This is a genomic window from Acinetobacter sp. 1542444 (assembly GCF_000581835.1).
GTDB classification, from domain to species: domain Bacteria; phylum Pseudomonadota; class Gammaproteobacteria; order Pseudomonadales; family Moraxellaceae; genus Acinetobacter; species Acinetobacter pittii.
Genome location: NZ_JEYA01000002.1, coordinates 422,779 through 447,682, shown reverse-complemented (window position 1 = coordinate 447,682; position 24,904 = coordinate 422,779). Strand labels below are relative to the sequence as shown.

Annotated in this window: 20 protein-coding genes; 12 read left to right on the top strand and 8 right to left on the bottom strand. The window is 41.1% G+C overall.

The window, feature by feature from the left end; all coding sequences use genetic code 11:
• Positions 1-49 precede the first annotated feature (49 nt).
• From J580_RS11040 to J580_RS11000, 9 genes are all read left to right on the top strand, one after another.
• Positions 50-940: a LysR family transcriptional regulator gene (locus J580_RS11040; protein ID WP_032004202.1), complete on the top strand. Its 891-nt coding sequence runs from the start codon at positions 50-52 to the stop codon at positions 938-940.
• Between the two features lie 136 nt (positions 941-1,076).
• Positions 1,077-1,598 carry a sigma-70 family RNA polymerase sigma factor gene (locus tag J580_RS11035; protein ID WP_080758527.1) on the top strand — a complete coding sequence of 174 codons (522 nt, stop codon included), beginning with the start codon at positions 1,077-1,079 and terminating at the stop codon, positions 1,596-1,598.
• Complete coding sequence (locus J580_RS11030) at positions 1,599-2,615, top strand: FecR family protein (protein ID WP_032004200.1); 1,017 nt, start codon at positions 1,599-1,601, stop codon at positions 2,613-2,615.
• 139 nt (positions 2,616-2,754) lie between these two features.
• Entirely contained in the window at positions 2,755-5,928 is a 3,174-nt protein-coding gene (locus J580_RS11025; protein ID WP_032004199.1) for a TonB-dependent receptor domain-containing protein, read from the top strand.
• 193 nt (positions 5,929-6,121) lie between these two features.
• Entirely contained in the window at positions 6,122-6,913 is a 792-nt protein-coding gene (locus tag J580_RS11020) for a Slam-dependent surface lipoprotein (protein WP_032004198.1), read from the top strand.
• A gap of 102 nt (positions 6,914-7,015) precedes the next feature.
• On the top strand, positions 7,016-8,482 hold the full coding sequence (locus J580_RS11015) for a porin family protein (RefSeq protein ID WP_081403631.1): 1,467 nt from the start codon (positions 7,016-7,018) through the stop codon (positions 8,480-8,482).
• A gap of 10 nt (positions 8,483-8,492) precedes the next feature.
• Positions 8,493-9,413, top strand: coding sequence for an energy transducer TonB (locus J580_RS11010; protein WP_032004196.1), 921 nt, complete (start codon positions 8,493-8,495; stop codon positions 9,411-9,413).
• Between the two features lie 32 nt (positions 9,414-9,445).
• Positions 9,446-10,045 carry a biliverdin-producing heme oxygenase gene (locus J580_RS11005; protein WP_002062720.1) on the top strand — a complete coding sequence of 200 codons (600 nt, stop codon included), beginning with the start codon at positions 9,446-9,448 and terminating at the stop codon, positions 10,043-10,045.
• A 28-nt stretch (positions 10,046-10,073) separates the two neighbouring features.
• Positions 10,074-10,514 (top strand): YbaN family protein, encoded by a 441-nt coding sequence (locus tag J580_RS11000; RefSeq protein WP_032004195.1) that lies wholly within the window; start codon positions 10,074-10,076, stop codon positions 10,512-10,514.
• Between the two features lie 2 nt (positions 10,515-10,516).
• Here J580_RS11000 and J580_RS10995 read toward each other — a convergent pair whose 3' ends face one another.
• The gene (locus J580_RS10995) at positions 10,517-10,792 is read right to left on the bottom strand and encodes a hypothetical protein (RefSeq protein ID WP_000061143.1); all 276 of its coding nucleotides are present in this window, start codon (positions 10,790-10,792) and stop codon (positions 10,517-10,519) included.
• 321 nt (positions 10,793-11,113) lie between these two features.
• Here J580_RS10995 and J580_RS10990 point away from each other — a divergent pair, with 321 nt between their 5' ends.
• Both J580_RS10990 and J580_RS10985 read left to right on the top strand, forming a co-directional pair.
• A complete protein-coding gene (locus J580_RS10990; RefSeq protein WP_032004192.1) occupies positions 11,114-11,821 on the top strand; it encodes a YoaK family protein in 708 nt (235 codons plus the stop codon).
• Between the two features lie 149 nt (positions 11,822-11,970).
• Positions 11,971-13,884: an esterase/lipase family protein gene (locus J580_RS10985; protein WP_032004191.1), complete on the top strand. Its 1,914-nt coding sequence runs from the start codon at positions 11,971-11,973 to the stop codon at positions 13,882-13,884.
• Between the two features lie 55 nt (positions 13,885-13,939).
• On the opposite strand, the gene J580_RS10980 is transcribed toward J580_RS10985, so the two are convergent.
• The 7 genes from J580_RS10980 to betI all read right to left on the bottom strand — a co-directional run bounded on the left by J580_RS10980 (position 13,940) and on the right by betI (position 22,930).
• Entirely contained in the window at positions 13,940-15,274 is a 1,335-nt protein-coding gene (locus J580_RS10980; protein ID WP_032004190.1) for a basic amino acid/polyamine antiporter, read from the bottom strand.
• A gap of 5 nt (positions 15,275-15,279) precedes the next feature.
• Complete coding sequence (locus tag J580_RS10975) at positions 15,280-16,158, bottom strand: homocysteine S-methyltransferase family protein (protein WP_014206015.1); 879 nt, start codon at positions 16,156-16,158, stop codon at positions 15,280-15,282.
• Positions 16,159-16,374: 216 nt separating this feature from the next.
• Positions 16,375-16,845, bottom strand: a complete 471-nt coding sequence (locus tag J580_RS10970; protein ID WP_068791272.1) for a hypothetical protein — start codon at positions 16,843-16,845, stop codon at positions 16,375-16,377.
• A 91-nt stretch (positions 16,846-16,936) separates the two neighbouring features.
• Entirely contained in the window at positions 16,937-18,577 is a 1,641-nt protein-coding gene (gene mqo, locus J580_RS10965) for a malate dehydrogenase (quinone) (protein ID WP_032004188.1), read from the bottom strand.
• A gap of 510 nt (positions 18,578-19,087) precedes the next feature.
• Positions 19,088-20,746: a choline dehydrogenase gene (gene betA / locus J580_RS10960; protein WP_032004187.1), complete on the bottom strand. Its 1,659-nt coding sequence runs from the start codon at positions 20,744-20,746 to the stop codon at positions 19,088-19,090.
• A gap of 95 nt (positions 20,747-20,841) precedes the next feature.
• Positions 20,842-22,314, bottom strand: a complete 1,473-nt coding sequence (betB, locus tag J580_RS10955) for a betaine-aldehyde dehydrogenase (protein ID WP_032004186.1) — start codon at positions 22,312-22,314, stop codon at positions 20,842-20,844.
• Entirely contained in the window at positions 22,307-22,930 is a 624-nt protein-coding gene (betI, locus tag J580_RS10950; protein WP_005070763.1) for a transcriptional regulator BetI, read from the bottom strand. The genes betB and betI overlap by 8 nt, the downstream gene beginning before the upstream one ends.
• A 264-nt stretch (positions 22,931-23,194) precedes the next feature.
• Between betI and J580_RS10945 the strand changes: the two genes are divergently transcribed.
• Positions 23,195-24,817 (top strand): BCCT family transporter, encoded by a 1,623-nt coding sequence (locus J580_RS10945; RefSeq protein ID WP_032004184.1) that lies wholly within the window; start codon positions 23,195-23,197, stop codon positions 24,815-24,817.
• Positions 24,818-24,904 lie beyond the last annotated feature (87 nt).

The window sequence follows — 24,904 nt, the reverse complement described above, 5'->3', positions numbered from 1 at the left end:
CTGAAAATGTATAGCTCAAAAGCGCTAGTTTACGATTTAGGAAGAATCGATGAATTATGATTTATGGAAAATATTTTTAGACGCGGTGGAACTCGGTAGCTTAAGCAAAGTCGCCATGCTGCATAACACCAACCAACCACAAATTAGTCGGCAAATGAACGAGCTTGAAGCGCAATGTGGTGGTCGTTTATTTAACCGAACTGGACGAGGCGTTGAACTCACCGATTTAGGCCAGCACTTACTTCCTAAAATTCGTTCATGGCTAAACGTAACCGACCAGCTCAATAATGAAATTTTACACTCGACCAATACCCCGATCGGGACGGTTCGTATTGCCAGTTTGCCGTCTACTGCACATCCGTTGTTATCGACCCTCTATAAAGTGCTTCAAGAGAAATATCCCTTAATTAAACTGTCAGTCCGTGAAGGGCAAGGGGTGCATTTGGAAAAATGGCTTGAAGATGGCAGCGTCGATTTAGCCATTCTCTACCGGTTTAACCCGACACCTAAACAAAGCGATGTTTACCTTACCGAAGCAGATACTTACTTGGTGGGCTGTGAAGGAGACGCGCTCACTCAGGCAAATGAAGTCGACTTTAAAGAGGTAAGTCAGTTACCACTGGTCACCTTTTGCAGGCCAAGTAACTGGCGCAATTTTTTAGACCACATGGCTTATGAAAATGGGGTAGAGCTGAATATTGTTTTTGAAGCCGACTCGATTAGTTTACAAACCCATTTGGTTTCCGAATCTCGCATGTATACCATGCTGGGGCCGCAAGCTTTAAAAAAGGCCAGCCAATACACCTCAATTCAAGCCGCAAAAATTATTAACCCCGCACTCAAGCGCTATATTTCTTTGTCTATTTCTAAACATGGCTATTTAACGCCTGCGTGTAAGGCGGTGATGGAAGAAATTAGAAATCTTGCCGATTTGCTTTAAGAGAAGTGCAGCAAAGCAAGCGGGCAATTAATTCAATTTATTAAAAAGTGATTTAAGTTTTACTTGAATTATTGCTTGACTTGTTTAAATGATAATTATTATCATTTGTAAGTTCCTTGTTTTGAGTCCAATTGCTGTGAACAAAACTTCTTTGCTTGTAGATCAGTTATATAGAAGTCACCAAAGCTGGCTTCACCAATGGTTGAGACAAAAATTAGGTAATACTGATCAGGCCGCAGATCTGGTTCAGGACACATTTATTAAACTGCTACAAACCCGAGACGAGCTATTCGGCATTAAGGAACCGCGCGCCTATTTAACGTCGATTGCTAAAAACTTACTCATTGACCAAGTGCGCCGTAAACGCATTGAACAGGCCTATTTAGATGGCTTGAGTCAAATGGAATATATGCTTGATGCAGTGGCTTCACCCGAAGACCAGATGCAAATTATTCAAGCAATTAACCAGCTTTGCAAAGCACTCGAAGGGGTTTCTGAAAAAGCACAGCAAGCTTTTATTTTGCATTACCTCGAAGGCTATACCCATAAAGAAATTGCAGAGCGTTTAAGTGTGTCGACCAAAATGATTCAAAAATATTTGGCGAGCTGTTTAATTCAGTGCTACCAAAACCGACAAGACATGGACGCTTGCATTTAAATGGCCATGGACAAAAGCAAACATCACCAACTCGTTGAAGAAGCCGCGCATTGGATTGTTCAACTGAGTTCGGATGATGAAAGCTCACGAAAAACCGCCAAGCAAAAATTTGAAGAGTGGAAAAAAACCAGTGAGCAACACCGCCAAGTGGCTGCCGACATTGAACAGTGTATTGGTTCAATTCAAAAACTTTCTCAAACTAGCGGACATAAAAAAGTTACCAAGGTTGCCCTTAAAGCTGGCCTAAGCTCAGGAAAAGCTTATAAACATTTACGTGCAGGAACAGCTTTTGCCGTTGTGTTTGTTGCCATGAGTGGGGCGTTATTTTATTTAACTGACACCACTGTGGCCTATGTCACAGCCGACATTCAAGGGCAATCGGGGCAGTGGACCACGCAAACCTTACCAGATGGTTCACGTTTAATTTTACGTGGTAAAAGTGCAGTTAATCTTGATTTTAAAACTAACCAGCGAATGGTTGAGTTGGTGCAAGGTCAAATTTATGTCGATGTTGCCAAAGATAAAACTAGACCGTTTTTGGTCAAAACCAGTCATGGACAAATTCAGGCACTCGGTACAGCTTTTAGCGTCAGTTATGACCCTTCGGCAACTGAACTCAACATGTTGCACTCAAAGGTAAAAGTAGAAGCCACGCAAGTTAAAACCACCCAATTGCATGCGACTCGTCAGGCTATTGTTGAAGCAGGGCAAGCCATTAAAATGGACAAAAATGGCGTGCAAAAACTGCCTGCACTAAATGTTTATAACGAACAACAAAAATGGCAAAAGCATCAGCTTATGGTAGAAAACCTGCCGCTGAATCAAGTACTACAAGAGCTAGACCGCAACTACAAAGGCAGAATTATTTTTAATGATGCAGCATTGCAACATGTGCAGGTCAATGCGGTGTTGCCTTTAGACCAGACTACAGAATCGCTTAAGCTTTTGGCTACGGTTTTTCCAGAGCTGGAAATTAAGCAAATCACGCCGTTTGTGGTCATGGTTTCTTTAAAATAATAAAAAATTAAATTTATTTTTAATTTTAGGTTCCACTTTTTTGAAAGTCGTTCGTCATAGTAAGTAGAAGCAATAAATATGGATCATTTTAATTAGTTGTATTGAATGATTCTTATTACGATTTACTGGGGCGGGTCAAATGAAAAAAGCGGGAACGGGGCAAAAGCAGAATCGATCGATTTTTCGATTCTCAACACTGGCGTTTGCCATACATGCTGTGTCGATGGGTGGACTTGTTGTGCTACCTATGCAGCAGGTCTATGCACAAACAGCCGGAGTTAAAAGCTATAACATTCCTGCCGGTCGCCTTGCTAACGTACTCAACCAGTTTGCCGAACAATCGGGTACTTCAATTGCAATGGATGCTCAGCAACTCCAAGGGTTGCATAGCCTAGGCTTAAAAGGCAATTTTGCTATCGAGCAAGGTTTTGAGCAGCTTTTAAAATCAACTGAATTTAATGCTGTAAAAGTTGGGCAGGGCTACACACTCAGCAAAAAATCTACCCCACGAGTCACTCCCGCTAAGGTTCAGGCCGCTAGCCTGCCGCCAAGTAGTGCCGTAATTGAAGAAGATGCATCGGTACGACTCACACCAATTGTGGTGTACGGCAAAGAAGACCGTGACACCGAAGGCTATAACAAAGTTTATGACGCAAACCGCTCTTCGGTCTATGCAGGCAAAGACTATGTTGAGCGATTTAAAGGAACCACCCCAGCCGATGTTTTACAAGGTATGGTGGGAGTCTATAGCGGCGATGCTCGCAACAGTGGCGCACTCGACCCAAGTGTACGTGGTGTGCAGGGTGTTGGCCGTGTGCCTTTAACCATTGATGGTACTGAACAGTCGATTGCGGTGTGGCGTGGCTATAACGGGGTAAACAACCGAAACTATATCGACCCCAATCTCATTGCGGGCATTGAAGTCATTAAGGGCCCATCTTTAGAGCGCAATACCACAACTTCTGTTGGCGGCGGTGTAGTGGTTAAAACGCTAGAGGCCGATGATATTGTTCGTCCGGGTAAGTCTTTCGGTGCCGAGTTAAAAGTAGAAGGTTCAACCAACTCAATTGATCCTTCTTTGCCGGACATGAGTAAAGTGGGCCAAAACTACGATGACACAACGCCTTGGATCGAGATGAATGGGGCGAAATATGACCCCGATATTTATAAAAAGAACCGGACCAGAAGTGATAACTCTCATTTTTCGGGCGATGACTTGGCGGGCCGACTGGCAATTGCCACCAAGCAAGACAAATTCGATTTACTGGCTGTTTATGCAGTACGTGAGCGCGGCAATTATTTTTCAGGGACACATGGCGCGGGCTACTATAAACGAGCGACACCGGACAGTAGTCTCGATTTTATTCCTTACTTTGCCTATGCCTATCAACCGGGTGATGAAGTTCCCAACACTTCAAGTCATATGGAGTCATGGTTATTAAAAGGGACCTATCGCCCAACCGATAGCCAGACTCTTAAACTGACTTACCGAGATACCAAAAATATTTTTGGTGAAATTATGCCGTCTCGAATTGTTTGGGGTATTACGCCTGACTTGGGTGTTCCGCAGTGGCCTTTAAGCAATATTCACTCTAAAGCTTATAGCCTCGAATATAAGTTTAAGCCTGAGAATAATCGCTGGATTGATTTCTATGCCAACATTTGGCAAACCGACACCGAAAGCCAGACCTACACACGTGGTGGGTGGCCAACCACAATCGATTTTCGAGATAACACGATTATTAACACGGCAATAAGCCATTCTGACAATACGCGTAAAGGAATTACGGTCAGTAATAAAACTCGTTTGCTTGACCAGCTTGATTTGACGCTCGGTGGAAGTTTCTTAAAAGAAAAACTAACGTCCGACGATATATATGGCGAATTTGGCCCGAGTTATTCGCTCTATCAGGCGCTGCCACGAGCAGGGCGCCGTGAGGAAAAAACGTTCGACTTTAATTTTAATTATCGACCGCTGTCTTGGTTAAGTTTTGATGCTGGCATGCGTTATCGTTCGTATTGGGCTGTTGATGACTTTTTAAATAAGTCATTGCAGAGCGAGATTGACCCGAGTTTAAATCCGCTGTTTACCAAAAAAAGTAGGCTTAAAGAATATACATTTGAATATCAGACCATGCCTGAGAGTTACACCGCGACTCAGCAGCGTTTAATCAATGTTTTAAAACAGCGCTATGCCACAAAAAATCCTGATTGGGATGGGCAGCTCGATACTGTACCTGCATCAGAGAGCACGTTGTATAACATGATCTGGTCACAGAAAAATACGCTGAGCTGGAAAGCAGATGCGAATGGGCAATTGTCGCTTGCCGATAACCCTTTAAACCAGCTCAATGCCTCTGGCCAAAAGTACGTCGTAACTGGTGGGAACTTTATGTCAGTGGTAGACCAAGTTCCGGTTGAGTCTGCCGACAAAGTTAAAGATAGCGGCTGGGCACCGCAATTAGGTGCCTCAATTCATCTCACGCCAAACAGTAGAATCTATGCACGCTATGCAGAGGAATATCGCTTACCAAGTTTGTTTGAAAGCACTGTCGGTTTTTCTGCCATGTTGCCATATCAAGCAATTAAGCCTGAACATGCCTTTAACTACGAAGTAGGCTATGTCTATGACATGCGTGATTGGTTTAGTACAGCACGCAATGCTGACATTAAGCTCGCCTATTACTACAACAAAACCAAAAATGTGATTGAGCGTGATCAAAACCTTATTTTTACCAATATGGATGAGCAAAAGCTATCAGGTCTAGAGTTACAAAGCCGTTTTGATAATGGCGGTTTCTTCACAGACTTGAGCGTGGCCTATAACTTAAAAAATGAAGTGTGTGACACCAATAGTGCCATTAACAAAATGATTTTAGGCGGCACGGTTCAAACCGAGCAGGGCCTTGAGTTCCGTGAACCGTATCAGCGTTGTGTTGATGATGGTTTCCCAAATGGCTACTTGGTAACAATGGCCACTCCTGAACTGAGTTTCCACGGTTTGCTTGGCGCACGCTTTTTTGATGAAAAGTTAGAGTTAGGTGCACGCGCAACATTCTATAAAGCTTATGAAAGCCCGCTACGCAAAAACAATGATGCTAGCGTCAATAAAGGCTATTACCTCAATGTGCCTTTGGCTTGGGATGACACGTGGATTTTTGATGCCTATGCGCGTTATCAAGTCGATAACTACAACACGGTTGAGTTTGTCGGCAGTAATCTTTCTAACCAGTTTTATATCGATCCTTTAACTCGTAGTGCCATGGCCGCACCCGGCCGAACGATGAAAATTAGTTGGACCACCAAATTTTAAACAGAATTTGATTCCCTCTACACATACATAAAAGGGGAGTCAGGTAACGGTAAATAATAAGTTTGAATGATTATTATTTACAGAAAAACCGAGTAGGTTTGCAGCTGGGCCTACTCAATAAACTAAAAAATAGCGAAATCGTTATTTTAAATTAAACAATAACTTAGTTTAAAAAAAGATGGAGTAACAACAAATGAAAATCTCTCAATTGTTCTTGGGTCTCGTTGCTTGTTCAACTGCATTTGCTTATGCAGGAATTGATGGTATTTCGAGTAATGAAAGTAACATCAAAATCGGTGCTGCTGCCAATGCAAGCCATCCGGGTGGTGTAGCAGCGGTATCGGTTCAAGCTGCGGGTGCACCATATAACGCTTTTACAGGTTTTAGTTCGTTAAAAGGTTTGGCTCAGGCTTTTGCTGCTCAGGGAACAAGTAACACCAATGTAACGGTTGGCAGCAAAACCTTTAATATTTCGCATATTCCAGTGTCTGCAATGCCACCTTCACACAGTGCATTAGGTAATTTTAACTTTGGTCAGGTGGGCACACAGGAAGTCTATTTTGGTGAATGGTGGAAAGCGGGCGACACGCCGGCAAGCGCGAGCCATACCGTTTACTACGCGGGTGATAATACCAATACCACGGTTCCAACCGCGGGTACTGCAACCTATACCGTTGCAGGGATAAACGGTTCTGGAAGTAATCTGTTAAGTGGTACATTCACGGCAAATTATGGCGCGGGTACACTTGAAGGAACGCTTACAGGAACTGGTACGGCTGTTTCATCATTAAGCCTAGATGGTGTGGCATTTAACTCAGGTACTGCTGCGTTTGCAGGTTTAGCAACGGCTAATGGTACAGCTGGTGTCGACAACTCTGGTGTGGTGCAAGGTCAATTCTTTGGTGCAAATGCTTCGGCTTTAGCGGGTATTGCCCAGTTTGATAACGTGTCTTACAACACTGCATTTGGCGGTGCTAAAAATTAATCAATGCAAAAGGAATCTACACACGTAGGTTCCTTTTGTTTTTTGGCTTTTGCTTGGTTGCTTCAGGTTTATTGTTTTATGAAACGAACGCTTTTGTGCTGTCTGACATTGTTGAGTTGTCCATTTTTATATGCCGACGAAGACACACAGCTTCGTCTCAATCAAAGCTTGGACCAAACGCTTTTACAAGAACAGCGCCAGTTTCACGAGCAGGGAACCATTCGTAGTACCGAGCAATTACCTAAACTTCAAATTAATGGACAAGAATATAGTGTTGAGCAAAACCCGAATGATCTTGCCAAGGCGTTATATTTGGCAGTCATGCAAAAACAGTGGCTCAAAGCCACGGTTTATTTAGAACATTATAAGAAATATGTTGGCTACGATCGGGCTTTAACCGACTTTGCCGAAGGGGCAGTTGCACGTTCTCAGGGTCAACTGAAATTGGCTGAACAAAAATTTCAAAGCAGCCTAAAACAACAACCTCATAATTTAATTTGTGAACTTGAGTTAGCGCGCGTGCTGTTTGAACAACAGAAGAATAAGGAAGCAGCACGCCTTTTTATTTCCATTCAAGACCAACTGAAACAAAGTGACCCTGCGGTAATTCCATCTGGGGTTTTAACAACAGTGAATACCTTTGTTCAAGCATTAAAAAAACGAGACTCTTGGCAAGGCTCGGTTTCAGCGGGTTACACCTATGTTAGTAATTTAAATAGTTCATCTGAACAAAGCAAAACATGGACGCTTTATGGCAAAGATAGTGACGGTAATATTATCCCAGTTAGGGAAGTTACCCGTGGGACGCCTAAAGCTGAGTCGGCAACAGGTTTAGATTACGAAGCCAGTCTGATTAAACGCTATGCGATTAAGGGGCATCATGGCGTGGCTTTACGTGCGCTGGCGTTTGGACAGTCCTATAACGACCACGCGGCATTTAATGAATCTACCATTAACATTAATGCAGGCTACAGCTACTTTGACTTAAAAAATCAAATTGGGGTGAGTCCACTTTTTGAACATAAACGTTATGGCAATGATGGTCTTTACAATGCGTGGGGCGCACGTGCCGAGTGGATGCATTTTATCTCTGCAGATAAAGCTTTCAAGCTTGAGGCTGAGAGTAAAGATTTAAATTATCAGAAATATAAAACCCTAGATGGGGTAGAAAGCTCAGCTTTTGCTACTTTCTGGAAGATTTTTCCAGACCAGTGGACTTTTTTTGGTGGTCTAGATGTGCTCGAGCATTCGACCCAAGAAAAATACATGGCTGCCTACCAACAGCAAGGTGTGCGATTGGGCTTAAGCAAATCTTGGAGTACAGGATTTAATACCACTTTGCTGAGTTCTTATCGTTGGCGCCTGTTTGATAAATACGCAGAAACTTTCTTAGCTCGTCGTCATGATTTTGAACAAAACTATACCTTTGTTGTGCAAATGCCGCGCTTTGAGTTTTATGGCATGACGCCTAATTTAACCTATCGCTATAACCATAATAAAAGCAATGTCGATTGGCTGTATTCCTACGATAAACACAACATTAGTCTCAAGCTTGAGCATCGTTTTTAGGGAATAAGCCATGAAATCAAAATCATTATTCCCTACACATAAGCCAATGGTTATGTTGCCTTTACTACAAGGGCCGAAGCATTTTTATAAGTGCTTAACCCTAGTGGTGGTGATTGGACTGCATGTGTTTGCTGTCTGGATGCTGAGTCATTTAATTGAACCTTATACTTTCAAGGCAACACTCAAAGTAGATGCACTAAAAGTAAGTTTTGTGTCATTGGCACCTGCTAAAAAGCCATCGGTTGAAAAGACTGAAAGCCAACCTAAAAACAGTGTAACGCCTCAATCTACTTTAAACAGTTCGGTATCTCATGCGCCCGATCAGCCAAAAAACTCGCCTACAAATGTTCAAACATTAGCGTCAAAAACTGCTTCTAAAGAAGTTGTGCAAAATAATTTAAATGACAAACAGCAAGAACAACCAAAAACGAATTTAAATAATTTAGCTTCGTCTCAAGCAATGCAGCCTACAGAAAGGCGAGCGGCTCATAACGATAAAAAACTGAGTTCGACAGACCTTGAACAAACGCAAACTGAGCAGTTGCCACAAAACACCAATAGCGAGACCAAAAGTGGCGGCGTTAAAACACCTGCAACGCAGCAAGAGTATTCCAAAGCACCGAACACTCAAGTTGAACATGATGATGTTGTTCAGGTGAGTAGTGTGGATGTGCTGAGTTTTGGCGGGCTTGATTACGATGACCGAGAGTTAAAACAACAAAATCGTTTGGTTGAGCTTCGTATTCGCATTAATGAAAAAGGGCAGCCAATCAACATTCAATTACGTCAAAGTTCGGGTATTCAAAGCCTTGATGAACGGGTCATACAAGCTACACGTAAATCCAGATTTAAACCCCACAAAATTAACGGTCGAGCCGTGACCATTGTTGTAGATTTTCCAGTCCAACTCAAACTCAATCGGGGCCGCTAACCGATGAGTAATATCTATTTTGCAGGAGAAAGATGATGAATTCATCTACAGAACAAATCATTAGCAACAGTTTGTCTTTACGTTTGAAACAAGAAACTGCTGCTGAACACGAACGTATGCATCAATTAATGTCAGAGGCAAAGGTGTTTTCAAGTAAAGAAAAATACGCGCAATTTACTTTGTCTCAATATTACTTTCAGCGTGAAATTGAACATCTTTTTGAAAAAGAGGGTGTAGCTGGACTGATTCCGGACTTAGACATTCGTGGCCGCTCAAAACAAGCACTTGCCGATTTAAATGATTTAGGTATTCAACCCAACGGGCAGCAATTACAGAGTGAAAACGTACAGCTACCCGAAGCTTTAGGCTGGATTTATGTGTCTGAAGGTTCAACTTTAGGGGCCGCATTTTTATTTAAAGAAGCTCAAAAGCATTTAGGTTTTTCTGAAACGTTTGCTGCACGTAATTTAGCGGCATATCCCGAAGGGCGCGCGAAAGTCTGGAAACGTTTTGTACAAGCACTGGATGAAGCAGGCTTTGACCAAACCCAGCAAGACCGAGTCGTTCAAGGAGCTTTAGATGCCTTTGGATATTTTGGTCAAGCGCTTGATCAGCTTGATGAATTGAAGTAGTAAAAAGTGGATAAAGGGAATACCCGATATGGATAAACTTAATCAAGTAAATGTCATGGTAAAACATGAGCAGTCGTTAGCACCCGCTCAACCAGTCAGTAAGCTTGCCCGTTCTATGTGGGCACGCTGGGTGTTTATTGGTTTGGCTTGGTTGTGTATTGCGCTTGGCATATTGGGTATTTTTATTCCGGGTTTACCTACTGTTGATTTTATAATTTTGGCGGTTTTCTTTGCGGCTCGAGGTTCTGAAAAACTTCATCAATGGTTTCGAAATCATCGCTATATCGGTCCACTCATTCGTGAGTGGCAAGAACATCGTCGTATTCCCAAAAAGGCAAAATACATCTCGACGTTGAGTATGAGCCTGGCTGCGGGACTGATGATTTGGACCATTCCTCACCCGTGGTTTGTCTATCCGGCAATTTTATGTATGGCTGGGGTATTGGCGTGGATGTGGCTTAAAAAATAAAATTATGACTGGCATTTTTGCATGGTACGCATCATGGATTTTACAAAATCACGCGGTATTTCAGGACTTTGTAAACTCAAACTTCCAAGTTTATGCATGAGCTTAGGGGAGTATTGGCGTTCTAAACGATGATAAATGCATGTACAGCTTGCACGGCTATGACCAGCCGCAATACATTTTAGATAGAAATCACGATGAGGACTGTTTTTTTGACCCGCGAAGGCAACAGATACAAATAATAATCCCCCTAAAAAAACTGAAAAATTATAAAGTGACATATATCTACTCGTGATTGTTGTTATTGATTATCCATATTTTGGCATAACTTTTTCAGGTCCAAAACCAGTTGATGTCAACTAGCGGCTTCATCATAGTTAGAACAGTTTTGGAGGTCAAATTGATTTAAGGATGATAACAGTTTAGTGTTTTAAAAATAGTCAATTTTGATTGTTGCCATTTTAAAGACAGTGTTACGACATTACGCACCCTATTTTTTTACATGATTTTTTGCTTTCATAAACGCTTTAGTATTATTCATTTTTAAATCATTTATATACAACTTGCTTACTTTAAAGTTTTAATTTAACAGGATATTTTTTATGACAGATACCCCAATGAAAAAAGACACAGAAAGTACCTGGGCGATATGTCGAGATCCTGTTTTACTCACCATGGTGGGTGGGGCAATTGATACTATTGGTTTTATTGCATTGTTTGGCTTTTTCACCGCGCATGTGACGGGAAACTTAGTGTTGGCAGGGGCAGCATGGGTTAAAGGTGGCTCGGGTTTATGGATTAAGCTCGCAGCAATTCCACTATTTATTTTGACCGTTGTTATTACCAAATTGTTGATTGACCGCAGTCAGGTCAAGCACAAGACGCTGTCTTATTTATTTTTATTTGAAGCTATTTTTCTATGTGCCTTTATGGTGGCAGGGCTTTACTTCGAGCCATTTAAAGATCCGGATGCATTAACAGTTGCAGTAACGGGTGGGCTAGGTTTAATTGCTTTGGCTATTCGTAATACTTCAAGCAAAACCCTTATTAAAAATATTAGCCCAAGCACCATGATGACAGGCAACACTACCCAGCTCGGAATTGATATTGCCAACTTACTTAAAAACAATAACGCAGCCAATCGGGCCAGTTTTCTAAAAAGTGCCAGTATTGTAATTGGTTTTGTGATTGGTGCTTTCTTAGGAGCGATCCTCTATGTCTATTTTGATTTCTGGAGTGTAGCGCCGTTTATCTTACCAATTTTGTATTTCTCTTATTTAGCTTCACAGCAAAAGTTCAACCAAGCTTAATTTGAAGAAATAACAAATTAGCCTGAATTAAAATGAGTTCAGGCTTTTTTTCGTAATAAAGCAAAACGGAAGCGGAGTCGAAATTGTTCGTTCACTGCTTTACAGGCATAATGACCAGATGGGGAATACATTCGATTAAGGAAGGCAGAATGACAAAGTCTTACCATTATTCAATCATAACAATAATGGCTTTGCTCAGTGGCTGTCAGGTCATTCATTTAAAAGAAAGTAATTTAAGCAATGCTTTAAAAAGTAAGAATGAAAGTATTTTGACCGACGGCACCTTAAGTCATCAAACCCAAAACTTACTGTATTTGGTCAAAGAAGATGAAAAAACTTGCCTACAAAATTTTGATGATTGTTTAAAGAAAATTCAGAGTCTGTCCGAAAATAGTAGCCGAGAAGAACGCTATGCTGCGCTGAGTGAAATTTACTTGGCAAAAGCTTTAGATGTCGGGCGTAGTAGCCAGTGTCATGTCATTAATAAAAGTAACAGTTGCGTTGAGCAAGAGTTAGCGCTATTCGATAAAAGCTTACGCTATAGTTATGTCTATTTATTTGACTCTGAAGAGTCGCCTTTCGATCGGGTGTTTGACCATCGCCAAAATCAGGTACGTATTTTTTATAACGTCGCCTTGTCAAAGCTCATGACCACGTATTTTAATCATTTAAATACACAGCGCTTTCCACCACTGCTGAAAGCAGATGGGCATGAGTACCACGTCAATTTTGACCACGCGTTAGATGTACAAAAAATTGAAGTCGATACTTTTCGCTCCAGCTATAACATGAATTTTTCCGGTTTTAATACCGTTAACCGTAAGGATGGTTTGGGGGCAGAGTTTATTGTTGGGCGTAAAGAAAATGATGTAAATCACGGCTTCATTTTAGACCCAGATAATTTTTATGCTCATCAGGCCAACCCTAATATTCATTTACCACGCTTCTTTCCAGCCACTGCGATTGCATACCCAAAGCAAAAAGCCACAGCCGATCAGGTCATTGCTGGGGCAGAGTTAGAAATTTCAATGTTCGATCCATATCGACAAGACCGTGTAAAAATCGAAGGTGTGGACTATCCACTGACTGCAAACTACTCGGCACCTTATGGGCTGTGGCTATCGAAATATAATTTAGGCGCAGCAGGTTATTGGTCTTTAATTAATAAAGAAGCCAATTTAATCATGCCGCATTTATATATGCTGGAACCTTTTAACCCGAATAAGAAAATTATTGTGTTTGTTCATGGTTTAGCAAGTAGCCCAGAGGCGTGGGTGAGTCTAACCAATGACATTATGGGCGATGCTGAATTAAGGAAAAACTATCAGGTTTGGCAGGTGTTTTATTCAACCAATATGCCGATTTTTGAAAGTCGTTTTCAGATTTATTCATTGTTGAATCAGGCTTTTCAAAACATTGCTAAAGACAGCTATGCGGCACATGATGCAGTGTTGGTCGGGCATAGTATGGGGGGAGTAATTAGCCGTTTACTCGTGAGTAATGCCGATGTTTCGGAGCAAGCCATACAAAAAATGAATGAAGCGCAGCTAAACCGTTTAAAAGAAAATCCAGTCATTCGTGAGCGTTTTCAGTTCAAAGCTTTGCCATATTTTAATCGAGTTGTTTTTGTTTCGGCACCGCACCATGGTACTGACTACGCTGACCGATGGTTTACCCAAATTGCCCGCCGTATTATTCGTTTGCCCGCTGATTTTTTTATTGCAGTTGAAATGAGAGACGAGAAAAATACAAAACTCAGAAAAGGCTTAATTGAAAATGGAGCAAGTAATTTAAGTCGTTCTTCTAGCTTTATGCAACTTACGCAAGCCATTCAACCATCGCCCCAAGTGGTCTATCACTCGATTATGGGCAATATTAACGGGACAACAGATAAGTTAAAAAGCAGTGATGGGATTGTGCCTTATCAAAGTTCACATTTGGGTGGGGAGCAGTCAGAGCTGATTATTAAAGGTGGCCATTCAATTCAAACTAGCCCTGAGGCAATTTTAGAATTACGCCGTATTTTACGATTGCATTTAAAGCAGTCGCAGCTTTCAAAGTAGAGAGTTTTATTCTTAGAAAACCACTGCTGAACTAGGTCAACAGTGGTTGAAATAATTAATTTAGCTGATTTTGTTTGAGCGATTTTTTATGCTCAAAGTAGCTGATTGAAAAAATAACCAAGCCGACCAAATACAAGACACCAGACAACAGCAGTAAGTCTAAACCTGCTGCATAGAGTAACCAAAGCGCATAGATTGAAGCGACACTTGCAATCGCAATATGCGGCATGCGTTTATGGCGAATGGATTCTTTAAGGTAAAAAGCTGACACCAGAAAATAAGGCAGCAAAATCATGACCGATGAAATCAATAAAAGCTGAGTGTAGTTTTTATTGAAAAAATACACGGCAATTAAAGAACCTTGTACGACCAGTGTCGTCAACCAAAGTGATGAAATGGGTACGTTATTTTGGTTATTCTTTAAAAATAATTTCGGGAAAGCACCATTTTTTGCAGCTAAAAATGGAATTTCAGTGGCAAATAAGGTCCAACTTAAGTAAGAGGATGCAACCGAAATAATCAACCCGATGGTAATAATGATGGTACCTGGCAAGCCGATCAGTTGCTGTAAAATGGTCGCCATTGATGGGTTATGCATGCCTGCAAGCGCTTCACGACTCGCCACACCATAAGCCAATACTGTCACCATCACGTAAAAACTTAATGCTAGCAAAACACCTAAAATGGTTGCTTTACCAATATCATGACGTTTTTTTGCACGTGATGATAAAACCACTGCACCTTCAATACCAGTAAATACCCAAAGGGTGATCAACATCAGGTCTTTCACTTGCTGCCAAAGTGGAACTTGCAAAGAAAAGTCATGTAAGTTGAGTTTGAACAAATCAAACTTAAAGGCAATGAAGGTAAAGAAGATGAAAACCACCATTGGAATAATTTTGGCAATGGTTGCCAGTAAATTTACAATCGCAGCTTCTTTAATGCCTCGACTCACTAACCAGTGTACCAGCCATACAAAAATGCTTGAGCCAATCAGTGAATAGAGCGTATTACCTTCACCAAAAATAATATGGTCTTTGCTGTCGGTAAACATGCCGACGCCTGAAAAGGCAATCACCACATAACCCACAATACCAATGGTAGTACACAACCAATAGCCCCACGCCGAGCAAAACCCGATCAGGTCTCCAAAGCCTTCGCGTGCATAGTTATAAATACCGCCGTCAAGGTCTGGTCGTTGACGCGTTAAATGCAACAATGAGAGGGCCAAGAAAATAATGCCGACCCCAGTAATGAGCCATGCAACAAGAAGGGCAGAGCCGTTGGCTACTTGAGCCATATTTTGGGGGAGGCTAAAGACGCCTGACCCCACCATAGAACTAAAGACCAGTGCTGTAAGAGACAATAATCCGATTTTGGCAGCAGACATGGTATTTATTCTTTAAAAAATTGAGAAAGTTCAGCAATGTGTTCTGGCCCGATACCACAACAACCGCCCACTAAACTTGCACCTGCTTGCTGCCATTGTTTAGCAAAACCTAGATAAGCTGGAGCATCTAAGTCTTTACGAATTTCATCGAGACCATCGTTGGCAGTAGCGCTTTCATCTTGCGGTGGGAACGCGTTGGCATAAGCACCAATCTGCACCGACTCTGGAATGAGTCCTTTAATTTCATTAATTGCTTGCAAGATCACTTCAGGTTGGCAGCAGTTAAACAATACTGCTTTGGCATTTGATTGTTTGATGAAATCAGCCACTTGTTGCATATTTTCGCCTGAACGAAGGAGTGCTTGTTCTTGTTTAATCTCATCTTGCAGCGTAAATGACACCCAATAGTCTTTACCATCTTGTGGTAATAACGCATGGACTGTTTCGACTTCTTTTAAGCAAGATTGGGTTTCAGCGAGCCAAAAATCTACTTCCGGTGCCAATGTGTTAATAATTGGCTCAGCAAGGCTTTTAGCCTGTTCAGGTTGGAACAGGTCTGCACGGTAAGAACCAAATAACGGTGGTAAGCAGCCTGCAATTTTGACATTTTTGCCGCTTTCTTTAACTGCATTTTTTGCTTGTTCAATCGCAACTTTAATTAAACGCACGCCGTCAGTTTCAAAGCGTTCTTGTCCAATATGAAATGGCACAACAGCATAGTTGTTAGTCGTAATGACTTCTGAACCAGCGTTAATAAAATCGAGATGTACTTCTTTTACTGTTTCAGGAGCTTCAATGAGTGCAAGCGCAGACCATTCTGGTTGACGAAATGGAGCGCCACGACGGGCCAATTCACGGCCTAAACCGCCATCTAAAATTTTCATAAATTACAACGTAAAGGGAGAAAAATAATTCAGCTAATCTAGCGTGTAGATGGATTGTGTTCAATCGCGAATATGCTCGATATATTTCTAAATAAATTAGATTGTTATGAATATTTTTTCTTAAAAGGAATTCTGTAGATCATGTTCAGTTTTACTGATGATCTTCATGTGAAAAAGATTACGTATTTAATTGAAAATATAGACTAAAAAATAATCTTATAACGCGCCATATTGTTGCCAACTTTCACCTGTGTGTTGCGTTTTATAATACGCTTTAAGTTGTTCAAGTTGCATAAAATGTATGCCTGACCAAATTAATAAACTAATGAATAATAAAACCTTAGATAAGCTGCGAACTTTTTCTAGGCGAGCAAAAGCTAACAGTACAAAAAATAGAGCGGGTAAAAATATAAAGAATTGAACAGGTGAGAAAAATAAATGAGCAGTACTAAAATATAACGCCACTGCACTCATCAGCACATTTAAAACAGCACATAGCTTTTGATATTTACCGAGCTTAAATGCATAAGCCGTTATGGCAAGTAACACTGCTGAGCTGATGTAAATTGCTGTGCCGCCAATCATCCACATATAAAAACCGCTTACCAAAAGATAAGCCAGCAGTAAAACAAGCACTGGCTTAAAACCAAATGACAAGAGGCGAGGTGATGAGTTTAAAGGCGTCATAGTGAATCTAAATATCTCAACTGAGGTCTTAAAAAACAAAAGGACGAATCGAAATTCATCCTTTTGGTATTTTACTTATACATCGTCAAACTTAGTTTGCTTTTGCAACTGGGGCAGCAGCAGTTTCATCGTTTGCAGCTTTGAACGGAGATGTATAGTTCAAGCCAAGCGTAGAACTTGTGTATTGACGAACTTTGTCGAGTAACACAGGATCTTTGCTTAAGTCTTGTTTATAAGAAACCACAATTTCATGAAGCTTCTGGTTCCACTTACCTTCAGTTTGCTGAGGGAAAGCTTTTTCAAGCAAGTTAAGCATAATGTATGGAGAAGTCGAAGCACCCGGAGACGCACCTAACAATGCAGTTACAGCACCATCTTTAGACGCAAAGATTTCTGTACCGAATTGAAGTGTTGCAGGTTTACCTGGTTCTTTTTTGATGATCTGAACACGTTGACCACCTTGGCTTAAACGCCAGTCTTCAGCTTTCGCATCTGGGTAGTACTTACGAAGTTCATTGAGACGGTCTTCATCTGACATCATGACTTGGCTAACCAAGTATTTAACAAGATCAAGGTTCTCTAAACCAACAGTCGTCATTGGTAGAACGTTGTTTTTGTTTGTTGATGCAAGTAAATCAAGCTGAGAACCATTTTTCAGGAACTTGTTTGAATACGTTGCAAATGGGCCAAACAATACATATTTTTTACCGTCGATATAACGTGTATCAATATGTGGTACAGACATTGGAGGCGCACCAAGTTCAGCACGGCCATATGCTTTCGCTGTGTGTTTAGCAGTAATTTTTGGGTTGTCAGTAATTAAGAACTCACCACCAACAGGGAAGCCAGCATATTGTTTCGCTTCTGGTAAACCAGTAAGTTGCAATAATTTAACTGCTGCACCACCTGCACCGATAAATACAAAACGTGTTTTAACGTGATCTACTTTACCAGTTTTCAAATTTTTGAAAGCCACCGTCCAAGTTTTGTCATCATTTTGGCTGATGCCAGTCACTTCAGTCGATGTCTGTAATTTGAAATTCGGGTTTTGATTTAAATGACCTACTAATTGTTTAGTGATTGAACCATAGTTCACGTCAGAGCCAACATCCATACGGGTCGCTGCAACTTTTTGACTAGGATCACGGTCATTCATCACTAAAGGTGCCCATTGTTTAATCACAGCAGGGTCTTCAGTAAACTTCATACCTTTGAACAACGGGCTTTGGATCATGGCAGCATAACGTTTTTCTAAGAATTGAACGTTATCGCCCCAAACGAAAGCAATGTGTGGAACTGGATTAATGAATGATTTTGGTTCAGCTAAAACGCCTTGTTTTACCTGATATGACCAGAACTGTTTAGCAACTTCAAATTGAGAAGCAACTTTTTCAGCTTTGGCAATTTCCATCTTACCGTTTTTCTCTTCGGTATAGTTCATTTCCATAAAGCCAGAGTGGCCTGTTCCGGCATTGTTAAAGCCGTTTGAACTTTCTTGAGCAACTTGGTCAAGACGTTCATACATACGAATTTGCCAGTTTGGTTCAAGCTCAGTGAAATAAGTACCGAGAGTGGCACTCATGATGCCGCCGCCAACAAGAACAGCATCAACAACTGGCTCATCTTTTGCAGTTTCAACTTGTTTTGACGTTGTTGGTCTAAACAAGAATGCAATACCTGCAATTAGAATAAGAATGATTAATACCAGAAGGTATTTCAAAAACTTTTTCATGTAAGGGGGACCTTAAAATAAGTTATTTGAGTCACTTAAGGTGTGAGGAAACCTAGACAGCGTATCCAGACAAAACGGATATAAATGCGAAAGTAAATTCTCAAAATTAGAGAACTTCGAAAAAAATAAAAATTACTTGGGATTATCGCAAACACTCTATATTTTAGACTAATTTTGCATTGACAAGACAATTTTTATAATAAATGGGGTTCATCAAAATCATAAATATGATTTATATTTAATCAAATTGAGCTTTGAAAAGATAATTTAAGCTAATTATTTTTATTTAAATATTTGAAATTAAATTAATAATTTTAATTTGATTAAAGTTAAATCATTTGAAGAATATTTGCCTATAAAAATCGATTAATTTTTATTTCATACCATATTTATGTAAATAAGCTGCTCGTAAGTGCTTATTTTCTGTCATACATTGTTCTTATTAATATTGGTTCTATAAAGATTAAATTAAAGGCATATCTCTGCATAAGAAATATGCCCTTTCAGATTTTATGATGCTACATAGAACGGTGCAGTTGAACGTGGTAACGCTTCGCGTCCACGAATTTGGTCTGCAATTTTCTCGGCAATCATAATGGTAGTTGCGTTTAAGTTACCGGTAATAATGAGTGGCATGATAGAGGCATCGACAACACGTAAACCACGCATACCGTGTACACGGCCTTGACCATCTACAACAGCCATTTCATCTTCACCCATCTTGCAGCTACAAGATGGATGGTAAGCTGTTTCTGCATGGTTACGAACAAAGTCATCAAGCTCTGCATCGGTTTGCAAATGTTTGCCCGGACTAATTTCTTCACCACGATATGGATCAAGCGCAGGTTGCTGCATGATTTCACGAGTAATACGAATTGCATCGCGGAACTCGCGCCAGTCTTGCTCAGTCGACATGTAGTTAAACAAGATACTTGGATGCTCAAACGGATCCTTCGATTTAAGTTTGATACGACCGCGTGAAGGCGAACGCATTGAACCGACGTGAGCTTGGAAACCATGTTCTTTCACTGCATTACTACCGTTGTAGTTAATGGCAACTGGCAAGAAATGGTACTGGATATTTGGCCATGTAAACTCATCCGAACTACGGATAAATCCGCCTGCTTCAAACTGGTTACTTGCACCAATACCTGTACCGTTAAATAACCACTCGGCACCAATCGCAGGTTGGTTATACCATTTCAAGGCAGGGTATAAAGAAACAGGTTGCTTACATTTATATTGTAAGTACATTTCTAGATGGTCTTGCAGGTTTTCACCTACGCCCGGCAAATCATGAACCACATCAATGTCCATTGATTTTAAGAAAGTGCTTTGACCCACACCTGAGCGCTGTAAAATTTGCGGTGACGCAATTGCACCTGCGCACAGTAATACTTCGCGTTTAACCAAGGCACGTTGTAAGTTGTTTTGGTCAGCGCCAATAATATATTCAACACCAATTGCTTGTTTTTGATTAAACAAGATTTTGTTGGTCGTCGCATGAGTCAAAATAGTCAGGTTTGGACGACCTTTTGCCATATCTAAATAGCCACGTGCAGTGCTTGAACGCCGACCTTTAGGGGTTACCGTACGGTCCATTGGACCAAAGCCTTCTTGTTGGTAACCGTTTAGGTCATCAGTACGCGGATAACCTGCTTGTACACCAGCTTCAACCATGGCATGGAACAACACATTGTTGCCATTTTTAGGGGTAGCAACGGACACAGGACCATTGCCGCCATGGTAGTCATTGCCACCAATATCACGGGTTTCGGCTTTTTTGTAGTATGGCAAACAGTCGGCATAAGACCAGTTTTCAAGGCCTTTATGAGTTGACCATTGCTCTAAATCCATTGCGTTACCGCGGATATAGCACATGCCATTAATTAAAGATGAGCCACCTAAACCTTTACCACGACCACATTCCATACGGCGGTTATTCATGTGTGGTTCAGGGTCGGTTAAATAAGCCCAGTTATAGCGACGACCTTGAAGAGGGTAGGCCAAAGCTGCCGGCATTTGTGTACGAAAATCCAAGCGATAATCCGGGCCACCCGCTTCTAAGAGTAAAACGGTGGTATCTTTGTCTTCAGTAAGACGCGCAGCGAGTACATTTCCGGCAGATCCTGCGCCAATAATAATGTAATCATATTCTTTAATATTCATAACTATCCTTTTTTTACTAACAGTTTGCCTGAGCAATCTATAAAGACTGCTCGGCATATGTGATTTAGGTTGAAGTGTTTAGAGCGATTGATGCATTAAAAGATGCTTTGATAATCGCCAAGTTCAACTTGAATAGATTTGATACGGGTATAGTGCCCAAGCGTAGTTAAGCCATTTTCGCGGCCTACACCAGATTGTTTATAGCCACCCACTGGCATCTCGGCAGGCGATTCGCCCCAAGTATTGATCCAGCAAATACCAGCTTCAATCTGGTGAATAATGCGATGAGCACGGCTGATGTCTTGAGTAACAACGCCAGCAGCTAAACCAAAGGTGGTGTCGTTAGCACGACGGATGACTTCTTCTTCGGTTTCATAGCTTAAAATGCTCATGACAGGTCCAAAAATTTCTTCTTGAACAATGGACATCGGGTCAGTGCAGTCGCTAAATACTGTTGGTAGTACATAAGCGCCTTTGGCAAGTTCGCCTTCTGTTGCGCGGCCACCGCCAATTAACACTTTAGCGCCTTGTTGTTTGCCTGACTCAATGAAAGACAACACTTTTTCCATGTGAGGGAAGCTAGTGAGTGGACCGAAGTTCGTATCTTCAGCCATTGGGTCGCCAATGCGAATACGTTTTACACGCTCTACAACCGCTTTTTCAAAGTCGGCTAGAAGTGATTTTGGAACAAATACACGCGTACCGTTGGTACATACTTGACCTGAGCTAAAGAAGTTCGCCATGACTGCAATATCTGCGGCACGGTTAAGGTCAGCATCTTCACAAATAATCAGTGGCGACTTACCACCAAGTTCCATGGTCACTTCCTTAAGTGTAGAGCCAGCAGCGCTTGCCATGACTTTTTTGCCAGTTTCCACACCACCAGTGAATGAGATTTTTTCAATCACAGGATGTTCAGTGAGCCATTGGCCAATTTCACGGCCAGCACCTTGTACAACGTTAAATACGCCGTCTGGTAAGCCTGCTTCTGTATAGATTTCTGCAAGTTTAAATGCAGTAAGTGGCGTGGTTTCACTTGGTTTGAAAATCATGGCATTACCCGCAGCAAGGGCGGGGGCAGATTTCCATAAAGCAATTTGAATTGGATAGTTCCAAGCACCAATACCAGCAACTACACCTAAAGGTTCACGGCGTGTATAAAAGAAACTTGATTCGCGAAGTGGAACTTGTTCACCTTGAATGGCTGTTGCAAGTCCTGCGTAGTATTCGAGTACATCTGCGCCAGTCACAATATCGACTGTAGATGTTTCGCTAAAAGCTTTACCTGTGTCGAGTGTTTCAAGACGGGCAAGCTCATCATTACGTTCACGAAGAATGTCGACAGCACGACGTAAAATACGTGAACGTTCCATGGCAGTCATGGCAGCCCAGATTTTTTGTCCTTGTTGGGCACTTTGTACAGCAGCTTCAATATCTTGTTCAGAAGCTTGTTGAAGAGTCGCGATTGTCTCGCCGTTGGCAGGGTTAATACTATTAAATGTTTTACCACTGGTTGCTTTAACGTAGCGTCCATGGATATACAATTGATGAACTTGTACATCACTCATTTTGTCTCTCCTGCAAAGGCTTGTTCGCAAATTGCAATTGCGTTTGTACATAATCGTAAGCAATGGAACGAGCAAGGTTGCTGTCAAATTCGTTATGACGGCTTAAACTGCCTCGTAACCATAATCCATCAATCAATGCTGCCAAACCTCTAGCGGCAACACTGGCCTGTTGTTCATCCATTAACTTAAGAAAATAAAACTTTAAGTTGGAGTACAGGCGTTGATCATTAATCTTTTGCAAGCGGCTTAAGTCTGGTACATGCATACTTGCTGACCAAAAGTCCAACCAGACCCGCATTGCTTTTTCATTGACCTGACTAATGTCAAAGTTAGAGTCGATAATGGCCTTAATCTGGCTCTCTGGATGCGAATCTGCTTCTGCTCTGTACTGTTCGGTTTTACGACGCAGAACATTTAACATTTCTTGCATACAGGTATTTATCAACCCTTGTTTGTCGCCAAAGTAATGGCTGACAATGCCGGTCGACAGCTCGGCTTTTTTTGCAATTTGTGCAATGGTGGTATTGGATAACCCCACTTCATAAATTACGTCGAGTGCAGCGTTCATGATTTCTTCACGTCGCACATGTTCTGGTTTTACTCTGCGTTTTGTCATGGTTGTCCACATCAGCACTTTTATGGGTGCTTAAAATTCAACATGTTAACTTGCAGAGCATCATAGCACTTTTTTATCATACTTGTTATTGATTGAACGTTCAATCAATAACAAGTATGATATGTAAAAATCAATGAATTTTTGAACAAGCTTCTAAAAATAAAGAGGTGAAATCAAAGGTTCTTAAGGATAGGATGATGCGCATAAGTACATTACTTATCACGTTATTTTGAGAAAAATACACCGATTGCAAGGAGCAATAAGATGGTGTTGAAAAGTGATGGATATTCTTCAGACCATATTCGGTTAAATCGTTTCGTATTTTGGAGTTCAGCAATCAGTATCGGTATTTTTGGCCTACTTTTTGTGCTGTTTCCAGAAAAAAGTCAGTTTTGGCTGACCTATGTACAAGAGCAGGTAAATCACTTTTTTGGGTGGTATTACATGCTAGTTATTGTGCTGTGTCTGGGTTTTGTTGGTTGGCTCGCTTTTTCAAAAGTAGGGCAGATTCCTTTGGGAAAAGATGACGACAAACCAGAGTTTAGTTATTTGGCTTGGACTTCAATGCTGTTTTCAGCAGGGATTGGTATTGCGCTACTTTATTATGGTGTGGCCGAACCAGTTGACCATTTTTTAAGACCGCCAGAAGGTGAGGCAGGAACGATTCAGGCAGCCCGTAATGCGATGACTTATAGCTTTTTGCATTGGGGGATTCATGGCTGGGTGCTCTATGCATTGCTCGGAGTTACTTTAGGTTATTTTGCTTTCAGACAAAACTTGCCATTAGCACTGCGTTCAGCGCTTTACCCAATTTTTGGAGAGCGAGTGCATGGCTTGGTGGGCGATTTTGTCGATGGCTTTGGAATTTTAGCGACAGTTATTTCCTTGGTTACCAACTTGGGAATCGGAGCGTTAGTGCTGGTATCGGGCATTTGTTATTTACTTCCGCAAATTCCGGATAACTCTGCGACTTTAATTACTGCCGTGCTCATCATGATGTTCGTTGCCACGATTACGACAGTGGTGGGTATTGAAAAAGGTTTGGCGTGGTTGTCGCGTATTAATTTACGTCTGCTATATGCCTTACTTTTATTTGTATTTTTAACGGGTCCGACAAACCATTTATTAAATGGTCTGGTACAAAATACGGGCGATTATCTCAATAATTTTATTGGTAAAAGTTTTGATATGTATTTGTACAATCAAAAAGCCAGTGTCTGGTTGGGTTCGTGGACTGTATTTTATTGGGCATGGTGGATTGCTTGGGCGCCTTTTGTCGGCATGTTTATTGCCCGCATTTCAAAAGGACGTACCATTCGTGAAGTAGTATTAGGTGTATGCTTGATTCCACTCGGCTTTACACTGGCTTGGATTTCGGTTTTTGGAAACACTGCAATTTATTTTATCTTGCAACAAAAACAGAAAGTATTAGGTGATATGGTCTTAACTGATCCAGCATTATCTTTATTTAAATTACTCGAATATCTGCCGTTTAATCCGTACGTTGCCGGTATTGTTGTTGTAATTTGTTTCGTTTTATTTTTGACACCAGTTGGCTCTGGTACACTAATGATCGCTAATTTGTCCTCAAAAGGGGGCACCAATGATAGTGATTCACCGATCTGGTTACGCGTCTTTTGGTCTGTGGTAATTACCATTGTAAGTATTGGCTTGCTTTTAGCCGGTAGTTTTAACTCCATGCAAAGTGCTGTGGTGTTATGTGGTTTACCATTTTCAGTCATTATTTTGCTTTATATGTTTGGTTTAGCCAAAGCGTTAAAGCAAGATGATTTTGACCCTCAATTAGTGAAAAAACAGTTAGCTGTTTCAAAAGACATTTCAGTCCCATCGAATTGTGACCAGAATAAAGTGACCGAGGTTTTATAACCTCAATCGATCACATCTATATATTATTTTTTTGCGTTTAAAGTCGTCTTTTCATTGTTTTAAATAAGAGTGAAAAGACGAAATTAA